The sequence below is a fragment of the Mycobacterium barrassiae genome (assembly GCF_025822765.1).
Lineage (GTDB): Bacteria > Actinomycetota > Actinomycetes > Mycobacteriales > Mycobacteriaceae > Mycobacterium > Mycobacterium barrassiae.
Genome location: NZ_JACKUK010000020.1, coordinates 21,519 through 38,881 on the forward strand (window position 1 = coordinate 21,519; position 17,363 = coordinate 38,881).

The window sequence follows — 17,363 nt, forward strand, 5'->3', positions numbered from 1 at the left end:
GTCACGATGTCACCCATGACCGAACCGCATCGTGCCGTCATCGCCCGGGTGTCCGCCGACTTCGCCGCGATATCGCAGTACATGGCGAGGGTGTCGGCGGACCTGGCGACGTTGGACCGGATGCTTTCCGAACAGTCGCAGGCCCAGCCGGTTCAGCAACCCCAGCCGTACCCCCTTCCGTATTGGCCGCAATATCAGCCTCAACCGCAGTACCAACGCGCCTATCAGCCGCAACACCAACCGCAGCAGCCGATTCCGGTGCCGCAGCCGGGTGTGCAGAAGCCGCCGCGGGACGAAGGCTGGGTCGGCAAGCTGCTCGCGGTCGCCGGCGTGGCAGTCACGCTGATCGGCGTCGCGCTGCTGCTCGTCCTGGCCGCTCAGGCGGGAATTCTGCGACCGGAGGTCCGCGTAGCGGGCGGCGCGGCGCTGGCCGCTGCGTTGGTGGCGGTCGGTGCCTGGCTGTACCGGCGGCCCGGTGGGCGAGTCGGTGCCATCGCACTGGCCGCGACCGGAATCGCAACGGCCTATATCGATGTCATCGCCATCACCGCGATCTACGACTGGGTGTCCGCGCCGGTCGGTCTGGTGGTCGCGGCCGTCATCGGCGGCGGCGGCCTGATGCTGGCCAGGCTCTGGGACTCACAGCATCTCGGCGTCCTGGTCCTCGTTCCGCTCATCGTGCTGGCGCCGGTGGTGGCCGGTGGCGTCACGCTGCTTCTCGTCGGCTTCATGCTCGCGCTCGCCGCCGCGTCGCTGCCGGTGCAACTCGGCAAGGACTGGATCTGGCTGCACTGCGCGCGCATCGCCGCCGCGACACTCCCGCTGCTCATCGCCCCGCTCGCGCTGCACTTCGACGATCGCCGCGACCCGTGGCTGGTTGCGGCGTGTGCCATTGCCGCGGGCCTGGCAATCGTCGCTGCGTTGATACTTCTGCCCAGAACCTCCAATCGCATCCTGATGGCGCTGGTGACCGGCGCCGGTGTGCTGCCCGTGCTGTGTGTGGCACTGGTTGCCGACCGGGTGGTCGCCGCGCTGATGGCGGTGGTTCTCGCGGCGGTGCTGCTGGCGATCGTGCTCATCGGTGGCCGCTTGCCCGGCGTCGACAAGGCCGTGCGGCACGTGTGGGCGGCGCTGTCGGCAGTATCCGCGACGATCGCCGTGCTGGTCGCGTTCGACGGCCATATCGCGGGTCCGGTCCTGCTGGCGATGGCGATCGTCGTGGCCGTCGTCGCGCGGCGCGAGGCGGTTGCGAGATGGGTCGCACTCGGCCTCGCCGTGGTGGGCGCGGCCTTCTACCTGAGCTATACACCCCCGAGCTCGTTGGCCTTCGCCACCGAAACCACCACCGCGGCAGCCGTTTCCACGTTGATCAGCAGCCTGCTGCTGATCGCGTTCGCCGCCGTGATCGTGTGGACCACCGACCAGCGCGATTCCCTGCTGTGGGCCGGCGCCGCGGTGGTGGCGGTCTATGCGATCACCAGCTTCACCGTCACCGCCGGGGTGCTGATCGGCGGCGAGGAGCGCGGATTCTTCGCCGGGCACATGGCGGCGACGATCTGCTGGATCGTGTTGGCGGCGGCGCTGTTGATCTACGCGGCGCGGATACCTCGGGCCAACCGGTCCCTGCCGATCGGCGGGGGATTGGCCCTCGTGGGGGCCGCGATGGCCAAGCTGTTCCTGTTCGACCTCGGCACCCTGGACGGCATCTTCCGGGTCGTGGTGTTCATGGTGGTCGGCCTGATACTGCTGGGCTTGGGCGCCGGCTACGCGCGCCTTCTCGAGAAGCAGGACCAGCAACAAGACCAGCAGGTGTGAGCGGAGTCACGCTATAATTTGGAGTCATTCCAGATTGCGGATCGTTGATCAAGACATGGGAACAAATCGACGCAGTGAAATAGACGTAACCGGATTCCAGGCCTCAGCGGAACTGAGCGCGAACCTGCAGCGGGTCCTGGTCGACTTGATTGAGCTGCACCTGCAGGGCAAGCAGGCGCACTGGAACGTGGTCGGCACCAACTTCCGCGATCTTCACCTGCAACTCGACGAGCTGGTCGACTTCGCGCGCGAGGCCAGCGACACGATTGCCGAACGGATGCGGGCACTTTCGGCCGTACCGGACGGACGCTCCGACACCGTCGCGGCGAGCACCACGCTGCCGCAGTTCCCGCCGTACGAGCACAGCACCGACGAGGTCGTCGATCTGATCACCGCGCGCACCTATGCGACCGTCGACACCATTCGCGCCGTGCACGACGCGGTGGATGCCGAGGATCCCAGCACCGCGGACATCCTCCATCAGCTCATCGATGGCCTCGAGAAGCTGGCCTGGCTGATCAAGTCGGAGAACCGCAAGGTCTAAGACGGACCGACGACCGCGCCTTGTTCGACAGCGTTTCGCACGGCGCGGTCGTCGCGCCGTGCGACCAGGTACCAGGTCCGCATCAAGCCCTTGCCCTTGATGTCGACCTCGCCACGCTCTTCGAGGACAAACGCGTCTTTCAGGCGTTCACGGACGTCGCTGGGTACCTGGATTCGGCCCTCGACATCCGTGGTCTCCATGCGCGACGCGACGTTGACGGCGTCGCCCCACACGTCGTAGAAGAACTTTCGCGCGCCGACGACACCGGCGACCACGGGACCCGTCGCCAGGCCGATGCGTAGCGGCACCGCGCGACCCTTCGGATCCTTGAGGTTGGCGACGGCCTCGGCCATGTCCAACGCCAGGCACGCGAGTGCCTCGACATGGTCGGGTCGGGGTTCCGGTACCCCGCTGACCACCATATACGAGTCGCCGCTGGTCTTGATTTTCTCCAGGCCGTGCCGGTCGACGAGTTGGTCGAAGGCCGTATAGAGCTGATCCAGGAACCGCACGAGTTCGCTCGGCGTGATGTCACTCGCTCGCTTGGTGTAATCGGCGATATCGGCGAAGAGGATCGACGCGTCGTCGTACTGGTCGGCGATGATGTCCCGCGTTGGATCCTTGAGTCGTTCGGCGATCGTGGCAGGCAAGATGTTGGTGAGCAGTTGCTCGGATCTGTCGTACTCCGCCTCCATCGCCTCGCGCGCGCGGCGGATCTCGCGCAGTGCGTACCCGATCGTTACGACGACCAGGATCCATGCGGTGATGACCGTCAGAATGAACGACACCCGGAACGACCACGCCGGCTGGGTGCCCGTGTCGTTGGGCACGTAGAACTCCAGAAAGATCACAGTGATAGCGGCGATCGCGGAAAGCGTTGCGGCCAAAGCGATGTGGTCGGTGCCCAGAATGACCACCATGAGCGCGGCGGCCACGATGTAGTAGAACTGCAGGCCCGAACCGGTACCGAGATAGATGCACAGCACCAAGATCGTGAAGTACGACACCGCGAAGAAAACCAACGGCGGCACGATCTCGCCCCAACGGCAGAGCCGTGGAATCATCACGAACGCGGCCGCGCTGGCGAGGTTGACGACCGACACCCACCAGTCCTGACCGATCAGGAATCCCTGGATGCCGAAGAACGCGGTGATGGCGGCGCTGATCATCGCGGTCATGTTCAGCACGCGTCGGTGCCGGGCGGCCCGCTCGGCGTGATAGGGGGTACGCCCCGGTGCGCGACCGTCCACCGCCACGTCGGGCAGGCAGACCGGTCGGGCTTTTATAGCCACAGTTCAAAGCGTAACGCTGCGCTGGAACTACCTGCGGTTTTTGGCTCCTGCGACGGCCGGCGCCGGGATGCTTCGTTTTTTGGCCTGGAGCTTTTGCTTGTCGGACCGCCTCTCGCAATCTTCTGCGTTTGCTTCGGGCCTGCTCCGCGTCCGAAGCGGAGTCGGTGCCGCTGGCGCGCCGAGGTGGATGGCGGTGAGGCGCGGCGCGCTGGATTGGACGCGGAAATTGGCACTCAGTGCCATTCGGGCTCACGCACTGGGGTGGCGAGGTCACCAGGAATTAACGCAGAAAACATGTACGAATTCTTACACCGCGTGCCGAAATTCCGCGCAGGCTGATTCATTTGTTGAGGCGCGACGTTGCCAACGTTGAATAGTCACGCAACGTCGCGCAGTGGTCGGACCGGGACGACCGTCCCTAAACCCCCTCGGTACTTTCGTTACCAGTAGTTTTGTAGCCGTCGCTGGACTTTTGTCACTTTTGACAAAGTGCTGGTCATGGCCTGCGGCATGTTGCCAAATTCGCATCTGAATGCGCGACTCGTCGGCGCGACAAGCTAGCGCCGAACTTTGTATGGCGAGCCTTATCGGCATCGGATTTCAAAAGCCGAAAATTTCTCCCAATTACGCGCCCCAAGATCGCACGAGCGTGTAATTTGAATGCATCGTTCCTGTTAGTACTCGACCGAGATTGGAACACGAGTGGCGATGAGGTCCGTTGGGAAGTGTCGGCAGTCGCGAGTTGACGACGCGTCGGCAGTTGCCGCGGAGCCGAAGGCCGTCCCGTGTGGCGATGTGAACAGTTTGCTCGTGCCGATGAATGGTGCTCTGTCCGACTGGGACGGCTCGACGTGCGGCGGCTATTTCGGGGGAAGCCCCACCGCCTCGTCCGGCCCACGTCGCGTTATCGGCGCAGCATAAAACGAGGGGTACCTGCTGCGGATCACAATGTGGTCCGCAGCAGGTCTGTGCAAGAGTCGCAGGAGACACAGTCGCAGGAGACACAGACGAAGCGCACCAGCGGGGGTGTGGTGCCCTCGGTGAGACTCGAACTCACACTGTCTGGGTTTTGAATCCAGTTCCTCTGCCAATTGGGATACGAGGGCGGTGAAGCCAACTGACGTCGACCCCGTGCGGCCTTCAACCATAGAGGATGCCCCCGCGGTCGCTCATCGCGGTCACTACCGCCACAATAGTTCCATGGCAGCTGCTCCCGGCGCATCGACTGGCGACGAAAAACCGCGCCGCGTTCTCGTCGCCGAAGACGAAGCGCTCATCCGGATGGACCTCGCCGAGATGCTGCGCGAGGAAGGCTACGAAATCGTCGGTGAGGCCGGCGACGGGCAGGAGGCCGTCGACCTGGCCGAGAGTCTCAAGCCCGACCTGGTGATCATGGACGTGAAGATGCCGCGCCGCGACGGCATCGACGCGGCGTCGGAGATCGCCGCCAAGCGAATCGCTCCGATCGTCATCCTGACCGCGTTCAGCCAGCGCGAGCTCGTCGAGCGGGCCCGCGACGCCGGTGCCATGGCGTACCTCGTCAAGCCGTTCAACATCAACGACCTCATCCCCGCCATCGAGGTGGCGGTGAGTCGATTCGGCGAGATCGCCGCGCTGGAGCAGGAAGTCGCCGAGTTGTCCGACCGGTTGGAGACGCGAAAACTCGTCGAACGCGCCAAGGGTTTGCTGCAGGCCAAGCAGGGCATGACCGAACCCGAAGCGTTCAAGTGGATTCAGCGCGCGGCCATGGACCGGCGGACCACCATGAAGCGCGTCGCCGAGGTCGTGTTGGAAACCCTCGACACGCCCAAGGACGCTTCACCGTCAAGCTAGCGATCACCCGGACAACCGTTAATTGTGCGTTTCCGACGCCGCAGTTTGACCGGGTCGCCCGCCCGTCCGACACGGTCCCTTCGCCAACATCGCGCACCACCGCCATGTGTTGGCTATGGTCGTCCCGAAGCATTGCCGCCCCCGCCGACCTGGGAAGGGCTGCCGATGCCGATGAAAACACTGACCCGGAGGTGAAGCGTGCGCGGTCGCGTGGCACGGAAAGCATTTGCTATCGGTAGCGCTGGTCTGGTTGTGCTCGGCATAGCGGGTTGCCAACAACAATCCGAGCCGAGCGAGGGAGGCGCGGCACCGGCTGATTTGAAGATCGTCGAACAGGTTCAGATCGACGAGAACGGCGCCGAGGTGCCACCCCCTGCGGAAGAGGCGGCCGCTGACCCCGCGGGTGACGGCAACGCGCAGTGCCCACCGGTGTCCATCGCCATGGCCGGCGCGCTGAACGGCCCCGACGCGGCGCTGGGGATCAACATCAAGAACGGCATCCAACTGGCGGTCGACAAGCACAACGCCGCCAACCCGGGGTGCCAGGTGCAGTTGAAGACGTTCGACACCGAGGGTGACCCGCAGAAGGCGACCCAGATCGCGCCGCAGATCATCAACGACGCGTTCACGATCGGTCTGATCGGCCCCGCATTCTCGGGCGAGACGATGGCGACCGGAGACGTCTTCAACCAGGCCGGTCTGGTTGCGGCCACCGCGTCGGCGACGAACGTGACGCTTTCCGAGAAGGGATGGAAGACGTTCTTCCGGGGTCTCGGAAATGACGGCGTGCAGGGCCCGTCGGTCGCCAACTACATGAAGAACACGTTGGGCTTCAAGAAGGTCTGCGTCGTCGACGACAGCACCGACTACGGTGTCGGTCTCGCGCAGGCGGTGCGCGAGACCCTCGGCCCGATCGCGGATTCGGCCTGCAACATCGCGGTGAAGAAGGGCGACAAGGACTTCTCCGCGGCGGTGACGCAGATCAAGGGCGCCAATCCGGACGGCGTGTTCTTCAGCGGGTACTACGCCGAGGCGGCTCCGTTCGTCCAGCAGCTCAGGGACGGTGGCTTTGAAGGCGCCTTCGTCAGTGCCGACGGCACCAAGGATCCTCAGTTCGTCCAGCAGGCCGGTGAGGCATCGAAGGACGCGGTCCTGTCATGCCCGTGCGGTCCGGCGACGGGATCGTTCGCCGAGGAGTACTCCAAGAAGTTCAACCAGGAGGCCGGCACGTACAGCGCGGAAGGCTATGACCTGGGCACGATCCTCTTGAAGGGCATCGACTCTGGCGCCATCACACGTCCGGCGCTGCTGGAGTACGTCCGCAACTACAACGGCCCGGGTGTGGCCCGTCAGTACCAGTGGACACCCGAAGGTGAGTTGACCACCAGCCTGATCTGGATCTACAAGGTTCAGTAGGAAGCTGATCGAGACGCGTCCGAAGCCAGCAGGCTCGGGCGCGTTCTCGTTGGCACGACGATTTTGCGAGGAGCCGCCCCCGGATGAGCCACCCGTGCGTAGATGCTGGGGCCCAGTACGCCTGTCTGGCCGCGAATATCAACTTCAATCTCGACGGCCTGCGAAACGGCTTCTGGCAGTTGACGATCGACGGCCTCTCCTGGGGCGCGATCTATGCACTGGTGGCGGTGGGCTACACCTTGGTCTACGGCGTGCTGAAGCTGATCAACTTCGCCCACTCCGAAGTCTTCATGTTCGGGATGTTCGGTGCGTATTTCTGCCTGGATGTGATCCTGGGTTTCACCCCGAGCGGGAACACCTACCAGGTGGGCGTCGGGCTGACGGTGGTCTATCTGGGTATCGCGATGCTGTTCGCGATGCTGGTGTCAGGGGCCACCGCGTTGGGCTTGGAGGCCGTCGCTTACCGGCCGCTGCGAAGACGCAACGCCGAACGACTGTCGTTCCTCATCACCGCGATCGGTATGTCCTTCGTACTCCAGGAGTTCGTGCACTTCATCCTGCCGAAGATCCTCGATGGATACGGTGGCTCCAATGCGCAACAACCGATCAGGTTGATGGCGCCGCAAACCCAGTTCACCATTTTCGGGGCCGCGGTCTCCAACATCACGCTGCTCATCATCGTGGCGGCGCTGATCTTCGCTCTGTTGGCCGATGCGGCGATCAACCGAACGAAGTTCGGACGTGGAATCCGGGCCGTCGCCCAGGATCCCGACACTGCGACGTTGATGGGGGTTTCCCGCGAACGCATCATCATGACGACGTTTCTCATCGGTGGCCTGCTCGCTGGTGCGGCCGCGTTGCTGTACACCCTGAAAGTGCCGCAGGGCATCATCTACTCCGGTGGCTTTTTGCTTGGTATCAAGGCCTTTTCGGCGGCGGTGCTTGGTGGCATCGGAAATCTGCGAGGGGCACTGCTCGGCGGTCTGCTGCTAGGGGTGATGGAGAACTACGGGCAGGCGGTGTTCGGCACGCAGTGGCGCGACGTGGTCGCCTTCGTGCTGCTGGTGCTTGTGTTGCTGTTCCGCCCGACGGGGATACTCGGTGAGAGTCTCGGAAAGGCACGAGCATGAGTCAGCAGCGAGCCGAAGGTGCGCCTCGGTCGACCGCGACCCAGCGGCTGATGGCCCCGGGCGACGCGCTGCGCCGGTGGTGGGACCGGCTGTCCCGCGTGCAGAAGTGGGGTTTCGGCGTGGTCGCCTTCGGGCTGCTGGCGCTGTTGCCGTTGTTCCCCCCGCCGCTGCTGAACACCCCGAACGTCAGCTTCGGTGGCACCCTGGCGCAGTTCGGCATGATCGCGATCATCGCGATCGGACTGAATGTCGTGGTGGGACAGGCGGGATTGCTCGACCTCGGTTACGTCGGGTTCTACGCGGTCGGGGCCTACACCGTCGCGCTGCTGACCAGTCCGAACAGCCCATGGAACAAGATGGGCCCGACCGGTTGGTTCAACGAGGATTGGGCCTGGCTCGCGTGTGTTCCGTTGGCGATGTCCATCACCGCGATCACCGGGCTGATCATCGGCACGCCGACGCTTCGGTTGCGCGGCGATTACCTGGCCATCGTCACCCTCGGTTTCGGGGAGATCATCCGGTTGCTGGCCGACAATCTCGCCGACATCACCAACGGCCCGCGGGGTCTCAACGAGGTGGCGTTCCCGCATATCGGTCAGAGTGAGCGTCTGCCCGAAGGCGTGTTCTCGAGCGGGAACTCGGCGGGCAATGCCAACTACGGCACGTGGTGGTTCTGGGTCGGCATCATCCTGATCATCGTGATCCTGCTGTTCGTCGGAAACCTCGAGCGCAGCCGTGTTGGGCGGGCGTGGATCGCCGTGCGCGAAGACGAGGACGCCGCAGAAGTGATGGGCGTCAACACGTTCAAGTTCAAGATGTGGGCGTTTGTGATCGGCGCGGCAATCGGCGGACTGTCCGGCGCGCTCTACGCCGGCCAGGTGCAGTTCGTCGCACCGCCGACGTTCAACATCATCAACTCGATGCTGTTCCTCTGCGCGGTGGTGCTCGGCGGGCAGGGCAACAAGCTCGGGGTGGTCGTCGGCGCGTTCGTCATCGTCTACCTGCCGAACCGGCTGCTCGGGGTGGAGTTCCTCGGCATCAACCTCGGCGACTTGAAGTATCTGTTCTTCGGCCTCGCGCTGGTGATGTTGATGATCTTCCGGCCGCAAGGCCTCTTCCCGGCCCGCGCGCAGCTGTTGGCCTACGGCAAGGCCGCTCGCGAGTATCTGCGGTCGCCGGCAGGGGAGTCGGCGAAATGAGCATCGAGGAACTGGCAGGCGTTCACCGTGACATCCACGCCGCTGAGGGTGAAATCCTCTTGCAGACAAAGGATTTGACGGTCAAGTTCGGCGGCCTGACGGCACTTGACTCGGTGACGTTCGATATCCGGCGCGGTGAGATCCTCGGCATGATCGGTCCGAACGGCGCCGGCAAGACCACGTGCTTCAACGCCATCACGGGGGTGTACCGGCCCACCTCGGGAACTGTGACGTTCGACGGCGCCGTACTGGGTCGCATCAAACGGCACCAGATCACCCGTCGCGGCATCGCCCGCACTTTCCAGAACATCCGGCTGTGGGGCGAGATGACCGCGCTGGAGAATGTCATGGTCGGCACTGACGCCCGCCACTTCACCTCGGTACCCGGGGCGCTCGTACGGACTCCACGCCACCGCCGAGAGGAGCGCTCGGCGATCGAACGCTCGGCGGCTCTGCTGCATTTCGTCGGGATAGCGCATCGCGGCGAGGAGAAAGCCAAGAACCTGTCCTACGGGGACCAGCGACGGCTGGAGATCGCCCGTGCGCTGGCCACCGAGCCGAAGCTGCTGTGCCTCGACGAGCCTGCCGCCGGGTTCAACCCTCGCGAGAAGGCCGCCTTGATCGAGCTCATCCAAAAGATCCGCGATGACGGCTATACGGTGTTGCTGATCGAGCACGACATGCGGCTGGTCATGGGGGTGACGGACCGCATCGTCGTGCTGGAGTTCGGCCGTAAGATCGCCGACGGCCTGCCGGCGCAGATCCGCGAGGACCCCAAGGTCATCGCCGCTTACTTGGGAGTGCCCGATGACGACAGCCAGTGACGACAGGCCGGTCGTGCTCGAAGTGCGCGACCTCGTCGTGCAGTACGGGCAGATTCGTGCGCTGCACGGCATCTCGTTGCAGGTGCGTGAAGGCGAGTTGGTCACACTGCTGGGATCCAACGGCGCGGGCAAGACGACCACGATGCGGGCGATCTCGGGCCTGCTGCCGTTGACATCAGGGTCGGTATGGTTCCACGGCTCCGACATCTCGAAGGTCAAGGCTCACAACCGCGTCGCTCAAGGCTTGGTGCAGGCGCCCGAAGGCCGCGGTGTCTTCCCGGGTATGACGGTGATCGAGAATCTCGAAATGGGCTGTTACGGGAGGAAATTCGATTCCCGGGCCGAACACAGAGAGCGCCTCGACTGGATTCTGGAGACGTTTCCCCGGTTGGCGGAACGCCGCTCTCAGGTCGGCGGGACACTGTCGGGCGGCGAGCAGCAGATGCTGGCAATCGGCCGAGCGCTCATGGCGCGCCCGCGGGTCCTGCTGCTCGATGAGCCCTCGATGGGCCTGGCGCCGATGGTGATATCGCAGATCTTCAAGATCATCGCCGAAATCAACGCCAGCGGTACCACCGTCCTGCTGGTGGAGCAGAACGCGCAGCAGGCGTTGAGCCGCTCCGACCGCGCCTACATCCTGGAGACCGGCGAGGTCACTCGCGAAGGCAATGCGCGAGAACTGTTGGCCGACGACAGCATTCGCGCCGCTTACCTCGGCGTCGCCTGAGCCGTCGTTGGGCCGTCGAGACTACGGTTTGTGACGGAATTCGGCCGAAAGTCGTCAGAAACCGTAGTCTCGGCGAGCGTTAGTCGATGCGAAACCGCTTGACCCGTGACGTCGCACCCGATACCAGTGCCACCCGGCTGCGCGGCACTCCCAGGTGCTTGGCCAGTAGTTTGACGACGGCCTCGTTCGCCTTACCCTCGACGGCCCGTTCCTGGACATAGATCGTCAGCTCGCCGCTGCCCGCGGCCTCGACGAGCGGCCCCTTTCGGCTACCGGGTTTCACCCGGACGACGACTGTCTCGCTCATCGGGCCGCGGCACGCGCCTCGAACGCGTCGAGCACCTCGACGTGCACGCCGGGAACCTCGATCCGCATCACGACGTCATCGTCAGCGGAATCGAACTCGAAGGTGAAGAACGAGCAGCATTGGCTCTCGCGCTGGGCGAGATCGCGCGCTGCGGGTAAGAGTTCGGCGGGCAGCACCAGCTGCAACTGGGTCGGTTGCACGCGCTCCGACCGCAGGACTCGGGTGAACAGATCGTCGAACTCGGCAACCCGGACTGGGCGTCCCGGCGTCGGCAGCGTGCACGCGTCGGGAACCCAACCGTCGGGAACTGTCACGGATTCAGGTTAGCGCCCGGTTCCGCCGCACAGCCGGGTCGACGTGTGCCGTCGAGACTACGGTTTGTGACGGGATCCGGTCGAAAAGTCGTCAGAAACCGTAGTCTCGGCGCTCCGGGGGTCGGGCTAGCGGGCGACGACCACCGACGAGCCGTGTCCGAACAGGCCCTGGTTGGCGGTGACGCCCACCTTGGCGCCCTCGACCTGGCGGCCGGTGGCCTGCCCCTTCAGCTGCCAGGTGAGCTCGCAGACCTGCGCGATCGCCTGTGCCGGAATGGCTTCGCCGAAGCACGCCAGTCCGCCCGACGGGTTCACCGGGATCTTGCCGCCGATGGTCGTCGCGCCGCTGCGCAACAACTGCTCGGCCTCACCCTTGGCGCACAGGCCCAGGTGCTCATACCAGTCCAGCTCCAGGGCGGTGGACAGGTCGTAGACCTCGGCAAGGCTCAAATCCTCGGGGCCGATACCGGCCTCGGCGTAGGCAGCGTCCAGTATCTGATCCTTGAACACCCGCTCAGGTGCGGGCACCGCCGCAGTGGAATCCGTTGCGATGTCCGGTAATTCGGGCAGATGCTGCGGGTACTGCGGCGTCTGCAGGCTGATCGCGCGCACCGAGGGCACACCGGAGACCGAACCCAGATGCTTCTCGGCGAACGACTTGCTCGCCACGATCACTGCGGCTGCGCCGTCGGAGGTGGCGCAGATGTCCAGCAGCCGAAGGGGATCAGAGACCACCGGGCTGGCCAGCACGTCCTCGACCGAACTCTCCTTGCGGTAGCGGGCGTTCGGGTTGTTCAGGCCGTGGCGGGCGTTCTTCACCTTCACCTGAGCGAAATCCTCGAGCGTGGCGCCGTAGAGGTCCATCCGCCGGCGCGCCAGCAGCGCGAAGTACACCGTGTTGGTCGCGCCGATCAGATGGAAGCGCTGCCAGTCGGGGTCGTTGCGGCGTTCGCCGCCCACCGGGGCGAAGAAACCCTTGGGCGTGGTGTCGGCACCGATGACCAATGCGACGTCGCAGAAGCCCGCGAGGATCTGGGCCCGCGCGCTCTGCAGCGCCTGCGAACCGCTGGCACACGCGGCGTAGCTCGACGTGACCGGGACGCCGTTCCAGCCCAGCTTTTGGGCGAACGTCGCCCCGGCGACGAACCCCGGATACCCGTTGCGGATGGTGTCGGCACCGGCGACGAGCTGGATCTGGCGCCAGTCCAGGCCGGCTTCGGCCAGCGCGGCGCGGGCGGCCACAACGCCGTATTCGGTGAAGTCGCGCCCCCACTTGCCCCACGGATGCATCCCCGCACCCAGGATGTACACCGGTTCAGGACTCATGACGCGATCCTCCAGGCGTGTACGACGCGCTCGACGCCGTCGTCATCGAAGTACAGCGGCATGGTGGTCAGCTCCATCTCCATGCCGACCTTCAGGTCGGCGGCCAGCGTGCCCTCGACCACCTTGCCCAACACGATCAAACCCTCGTCGGCCAACTGGACCGCGGCCACCGCGAACGGCTCGAACGGATCAGGCGCCGGATAGGGAGGTGGTGGGGCATAACGGTTTTCGGTGTAGCTCCACAGCGTCCCGCGTCGCGACAACGGCACCTGCGCCAACTCGTCGGCCTCACACGCGGGGTTGGGACAGTTGTTGGCACGCGGCGGGAAGACGAACGTCCCACATTCATGGCACTTGCTGCCGATCAGATACGCCGCACCCGATTCGTCGGTGGCGAACCACCCGTCGATGGCGGGCTGAGTAGAAGCTGACACGCGGTCAGCGTACCCAGTCCGGGCACCAAACTGAAACGTGTTCCAGTTTGGCCGGTCCGGGCCGCGTCGCTCCAGGGTGGTCATTTCCCCACGACAACGACCGCCACAGGACGAAAATGGCGAGGTGGTTCTTGGGATCGGTAGCCACGGCCACGGTCTGTACTCATTGCACGGCGACGCCAACGGGGCGGGCGCCCGAGAGATCTGGAGACAGCGATGGGGTTTTTCGACAAGGCGAAGCAAGCCGCGCAGCAGGCCAGTCAGGCGTTCGCGCCGCCGCAGAACGACGGCACGGTGCACGTCAAGGGCGCTGGAGGCATGATCGACCCGGCCATGTTCGGTGGGCCTTCGACCCGTTCGGTCGCCAATGACGACCCGATCTGGCAGCCCATCAACGGCATCTCGCTTCAGGACTACGCCGAGCTGGCGCGCGACGCGCAGGCCAGGGGCATCAACGACGAGGCCGGCATGATCACCCTCGCGCAGGAGCGCGGATGGGATCCCGCCGACACCAAGGCCGCGCTCGACGGCTGGGTGCAGCGGATGGGCCAGTCGATGGCCGTCGGTCAGCAGTTCCGCAAGTTCCTCGGCTACTGATCGGGGCTGATCCGTATGCCCAACCCCTTCAAGGACTGGGCGCGAATGTACGGCGCCAACAAGCAGTACCTGGAATCGCAGGGCCGCCCGTCGTCGTTCTTCGGCCAGATCGGGGACATCCCCAACCGCATTCATGAAGCGGCCGATGCCAGTGAGATCGGCATGAAGATGATGCGGCACTCGCAGCTGACGAATGGTGGCGGCCTGCCCGCCACCGTCACCGTCGAAGGTGTGTGGCAGGTCGGGTCCTACCTGAACATGTCGCCGGTCCTGCGACTCCAGGTGCGGGTGCAGCGTGAGGACGGCACGCCCGCCTACGGCGCAGTCTTCGATGAGGTCGTGGCCGATATGCACCTCGCGCGGGTGCAGCAGGGCATGACCCTCGCGGTCTACGTGGACCCGCAGAATCCGGTCGATATGGCGATCGACTGGATTCGCACCGGTCAGTTGGGTCCACCGCCGCCGGGTGCCGTCCCGGGTCCGGGTGCGCCGGGGGCACGTCCGATTTAGCGCTCGGCGGCTACAGCGCGTGTCACCGGCCGTGCATAGAGTAGGGCCGTGACCGCGAGCGCAACGACCGAGAAGGCGACCGAAAAGCCGACATTGATGCTGCTGGACGGCAATTCGTTGGCGTTCCGGGCGTTCTACGCGCTGCCCGCCGAGAACTTCAAGACCCAGGGTGGCCTGACCACCAACGCGGTGTACGGGTTCACCGCGATGCTGATAAACCTGCTGCGCGACGAGCAGCCGACCCACATCGCGGCGGCGTTCGACGTGTCCCGGCAGACGTTTCGGCTGGAGAAGTACCCCGAGTACAAGGCGGGCCGCTCGGCCACGCCCGACGAGTTCCGCGGGCAGATCGACATCACCAAGGAGGTGCTGGGCGCGCTCGGCATCACCGTGCTGGCCGAGCCCGGCTACGAAGCCGACGACGTGATCGCCACACTGGCGACGCAGGCCGAGAACGAGGGCTACCGGGTGCTGGTGGTCACCGGCGACCGTGACTCGCTGCAGTTGGTCAGCGACGACGTCACGGTGCTCTACCCGCGCAAGGGGGTCAGCGAGCTGACCCGGTTCACACCGGAAGCCGTCCTGGAGAAGTACGGGCTCACCCCGCAGCAGTACCCCGACTTCGCGGCCCTGCGCGGCGACCCGAGCGACAACCTGCCCGGCATCCCCGGCGTGGGGGAGAAGACGGCCACCAAGTGGATCGCCGAGTACGGGTCGCTGCAGGCGCTGGTCGACAAGGTGGACACGGTGAAGGGCAAGGTCGGCGATGCGCTGCGCGCCAACCTGTCCAGCGTCGTGCTCAACCGTGAGCTCACCGACCTGGTCAAGGACGTGCCGCTCGCCCAGACGCCCGACACGCTGCGGATGCTGCCGTGGAACCGTGACCAGATCCATCGGCTCTTCGACGACCTCGAATTCCGTGTGCTGCGCGATCGGCTGTTCGACACGCTGGCCTCCGCCGACCCCGAGGTCGATCAGGGCTTCGACGTCCGCGGTGGCGCCCTGGCCGAGGGCGAACTGGCCGGCTGGTTGGCCGAACACGCGGCTAAGAGGTTCGGATTGGCCGTCGTCGGTACGCATTTGGCGTTCGACGCCGACGCCACCGCGCTGGCGATCGTCGCCGCCGACGGCGACGGCCGCTACATCGACACCGCGACACTGCATCCCGACGACGAGGCCGCGCTCGCAGCGTGGCTGGCGGACCCGGACCAGCCGAAGGCGCTGCACGAGGCCAAGCTCGCGATGCACGACCTCGAGGGCCGCGGCTGGAAGCTCGCCGGTGTCACCTCCGACACCGCCCTGGCCGCCTACCTGGTGCGCCCTGGTCAGCGCAGCTTCGCGCTCGACGACCTCTCGCTGCGGTATCTGAAACGCGAACTCCGTGCGGATAACCCTGAGCAACAACAACTTTCGCTGCTCGACGACAGTGAGGGCGTCGACGACCAGGCGGTCCAGACGGTGATCCTGCGGGCCAGTGCCGTGATGGACCTCGCCGATGCGCTCGACGAGGAGCTGGCGCGCATCGATTCGACGTCGCTGCTGAGCAACATGGAGCTGCCGGTGCAGCGGACGCTCGCCGAAATGGAGACCGCGGGTATCGCCGTCGACCTGAATCTGCTCTCGGAGCTGCAGAGCGAGTTCGCCGATCTGATCCGCGACGCCGCCGAGTCGGCATACGGCGTGATCGGCAAGCAGATCAACCTCGGCTCGCCGAAACAGTTGCAGGTCGTGCTGTTCGACGAGCTGGAGATGCCGAAGACCAAGCGCACCAAGACCGGCTACACCACGGACGCCGATGCGCTGCAGTCGCTGTTCGACAAGACCGGCCACCCTTTCCTGCAGCATCTGCTGGCACATCGCGATGCGACCCGACTCAAGGTCACCGTCGACGGCCTGCTGAACTCCGTCGCCTCCGACGGCCGCATACACACCACGTTCAACCAGACCATCGCCGCGACGGGCCGGCTCTCATCGACCGAACCCAACCTGCAAAACATCCCGATCCGCACCGAAGCCGGGCGGCGGATCCGCGACGCGTTCGTGGTCGGCGAGGGCTATTCCGAACTCATGACGGCGGACTACAGCCAGATCGAGATGCGGATCATGGCGCATCTCTCCCGGGACGAGGGTCTGATCGAAGCGTTCAACACCGGTGAGGACCTGCACACGTTCGTGGCGTCGCGGGCGTTCAGCGTGCCGATCGAAGAGGTCACCCCGGAGCTACGGCGTCGGGTGAAGGCGATGTCGTACGGGCTGGCGTACGGGCTGTCCGCCTACGGCCTGGCCGCCCAGCTGAAGATCTCCACCGAGGAAGCCAAGGTCCAGATGGAGCAGTACTTCGACCGGTTCGGTGGGGTACGCGACTACCTGCGCGACGTGGTCGACCAGGCGCGCAAGGACGGTTACACGTCGACGGTGTTCGGCAGGCGTCGCTATCTGCCGGAACTGGACAGCAGCAACCGCAACGTGCGCGAGGCCGCCGAACGGGCCGCGCTCAACGCGCCGATCCAGGGCAGCGCGGCCGACATCATCAAGGTGGCGATGATCAACGTCGACGCGGCGCTCAAAGAGGCGGGCCTGAAATCGCGGATGCTGCTGCAGGTGCACGACGAGCTGCTCTTCGAGGTCGCCGAGGGCGAGCGGGACACGGTCGAAAAGCTGGTCCGCGACAAGATGGGCAACGCGTATCCGCTCGACGTGCCGCTGGAGGTCTCCGTCGGGTACGGCCGCAGCTGGGACGCCGCGGCGCACTAATCAGCGTGCGTCGGCGGCCAGGCCCACGCCCAGCGCCATGAGCGCGGCGCCCATGACCCGTTCTATGCGGCGACGAATGTGGGTGCGGCTCAACACCTCTCGCGCCCGAGATGCCGCCAGCACCACACCTGCGCACCATGCGGTGTCGATCACCAGCTGAATGCCCGCCAGCACCAGCAGCGTCGGAATCAGCGGACCGCTGGACGGCAGGAACTGGGGGAGCACCACGATGCCGAACGCCGCCGCCTTCGGGTTGGCGGCGATGGACAGCAGCGCCGCACGGGCATGACGTCGATCAGGTGCTGCATCTGCATGCGAGCAGTATCGCCGAGGCGCCAAGC

The 17,363-nt window shown here is 65.4% G+C and carries 17 protein-coding genes and 1 tRNA gene; 11 read left to right on the plus strand and 7 right to left on the minus strand.

The window, feature by feature from the left end; translation table 11 throughout:
• The first annotated feature begins 15 nt into the window (after positions 1-15).
• Both H7J93_RS09785 and H7J93_RS09790 read left to right on the plus strand, forming a co-directional pair.
• Complete coding sequence (locus tag H7J93_RS09785) at positions 16-1,815, plus strand: DUF2339 domain-containing protein (protein ID WP_267306099.1); 1,800 nt, start codon at positions 16-18, stop codon at positions 1,813-1,815.
• Positions 1,816-1,870: 55 nt separating this feature from the next.
• Positions 1,871-2,359 carry a Dps family protein gene (locus H7J93_RS09790; protein WP_267306100.1) on the plus strand — a complete coding sequence of 163 codons (489 nt, stop codon included), beginning with the start codon at positions 1,871-1,873 and terminating at the stop codon, positions 2,357-2,359.
• On the opposite strand, the gene H7J93_RS09795 is transcribed toward H7J93_RS09790, so the two are convergent.
• Positions 2,356-3,651: an adenylate/guanylate cyclase domain-containing protein gene (locus tag H7J93_RS09795; protein WP_267306101.1), complete on the minus strand. Its 1,296-nt coding sequence runs from the start codon at positions 3,649-3,651 to the stop codon at positions 2,356-2,358. The genes H7J93_RS09790 and H7J93_RS09795 overlap by 4 nt on opposite strands.
• A gap of 1,029 nt (positions 3,652-4,680) precedes the next feature.
• Positions 4,681-4,757: transfer RNA gene (locus tag H7J93_RS09800), tRNA-Leu, on the minus strand.
• Between the two features lie 94 nt (positions 4,758-4,851).
• Here H7J93_RS09800 and H7J93_RS09805 point away from each other — a divergent pair.
• The 6 genes from H7J93_RS09805 to H7J93_RS09830 all read left to right on the plus strand — a co-directional run bounded on the left by H7J93_RS09805 (position 4,852) and on the right by H7J93_RS09830 (position 10,780).
• On the plus strand, positions 4,852-5,484 hold the full coding sequence (locus H7J93_RS09805; protein WP_267306102.1) for an ANTAR domain-containing response regulator: 633 nt from the start codon (positions 4,852-4,854) through the stop codon (positions 5,482-5,484).
• Positions 5,485-5,682: 198 nt separating this feature from the next.
• The gene (locus tag H7J93_RS09810; protein ID WP_267306103.1) at positions 5,683-6,900 is read left to right on the plus strand and encodes a branched-chain amino acid ABC transporter substrate-binding protein; all 1,218 of its coding nucleotides are present in this window, start codon (positions 5,683-5,685) and stop codon (positions 6,898-6,900) included.
• Positions 6,901-6,983: 83 nt separating this feature from the next.
• A complete protein-coding gene (locus H7J93_RS09815) occupies positions 6,984-8,030 on the plus strand; it encodes a branched-chain amino acid ABC transporter permease (RefSeq protein WP_267306104.1) in 1,047 nt (348 codons plus the stop codon).
• Positions 8,031-8,080: 50 nt separating this feature from the next.
• Positions 8,081-9,229, plus strand: a complete 1,149-nt coding sequence (locus H7J93_RS09820; protein WP_372507841.1) for a branched-chain amino acid ABC transporter permease — start codon at positions 8,081-8,083, stop codon at positions 9,227-9,229.
• Positions 9,226-10,053 (plus strand): ABC transporter ATP-binding protein, encoded by an 828-nt coding sequence (locus tag H7J93_RS09825; protein WP_267306106.1) that lies wholly within the window; start codon positions 9,226-9,228, stop codon positions 10,051-10,053. The genes H7J93_RS09820 and H7J93_RS09825 overlap by 4 nt, the downstream gene beginning before the upstream one ends.
• A complete protein-coding gene (locus H7J93_RS09830; protein ID WP_267306107.1) occupies positions 10,037-10,780 on the plus strand; it encodes an ABC transporter ATP-binding protein in 744 nt (247 codons plus the stop codon). Before H7J93_RS09825 ends, H7J93_RS09830 begins: the two co-directional genes overlap by 17 nt.
• A gap of 79 nt (positions 10,781-10,859) precedes the next feature.
• On the opposite strand, the gene H7J93_RS09835 is transcribed toward H7J93_RS09830, so the two are convergent.
• The 4 genes from H7J93_RS09835 to H7J93_RS09850 form a co-directional block, all read right to left on the minus strand.
• On the minus strand, positions 10,860-11,087 hold the full coding sequence (locus H7J93_RS09835; protein WP_267306108.1) for a DUF167 domain-containing protein: 228 nt from the start codon (positions 11,085-11,087) through the stop codon (positions 10,860-10,862).
• Entirely contained in the window at positions 11,084-11,401 is a 318-nt protein-coding gene (locus tag H7J93_RS09840) for a hypothetical protein (RefSeq protein WP_267306109.1), read from the minus strand. The genes H7J93_RS09835 and H7J93_RS09840 overlap by 4 nt, the downstream gene beginning before the upstream one ends.
• A 126-nt stretch (positions 11,402-11,527) precedes the next feature.
• A complete protein-coding gene (locus H7J93_RS09845) occupies positions 11,528-12,727 on the minus strand; it encodes a lipid-transfer protein (RefSeq protein ID WP_267306110.1) in 1,200 nt (399 codons plus the stop codon).
• Entirely contained in the window at positions 12,724-13,161 is a 438-nt protein-coding gene (locus tag H7J93_RS09850) for a Zn-ribbon domain-containing OB-fold protein (protein ID WP_267306111.1), read from the minus strand. The genes H7J93_RS09845 and H7J93_RS09850 overlap by 4 nt, the downstream gene beginning before the upstream one ends.
• Positions 13,162-13,377: 216 nt before the next feature.
• On the opposite strand from H7J93_RS09850, the gene H7J93_RS09855 reads away from it, so the two are divergent.
• The 3 genes from H7J93_RS09855 to polA all read left to right on the plus strand — a co-directional run bounded on the left by H7J93_RS09855 (position 13,378) and on the right by polA (position 17,022).
• Entirely contained in the window at positions 13,378-13,758 is a 381-nt protein-coding gene (locus H7J93_RS09855; RefSeq protein WP_267306112.1) for a hypothetical protein, read from the plus strand.
• Between the two features lie 15 nt (positions 13,759-13,773).
• Positions 13,774-14,268, plus strand: coding sequence for a hypothetical protein (locus tag H7J93_RS09860; protein ID WP_267306113.1), 495 nt, complete (start codon positions 13,774-13,776; stop codon positions 14,266-14,268).
• 96 nt (positions 14,269-14,364) lie between these two features.
• Positions 14,365-17,022 (plus strand): DNA polymerase I, encoded by a 2,658-nt coding sequence (gene polA / locus H7J93_RS09865; protein WP_267306172.1) that lies wholly within the window; start codon positions 14,365-14,367, stop codon positions 17,020-17,022.
• Here polA and H7J93_RS09870 read toward each other — a convergent pair whose 3' ends face one another.
• Positions 17,023-17,361, minus strand: coding sequence for a LysE family translocator (locus H7J93_RS09870; RefSeq protein WP_267306114.1), 339 nt, complete (start codon positions 17,359-17,361; stop codon positions 17,023-17,025). It abuts the gene before it with no gap.
• Between the last annotated feature and the right edge of the window lie 2 nt (positions 17,362-17,363).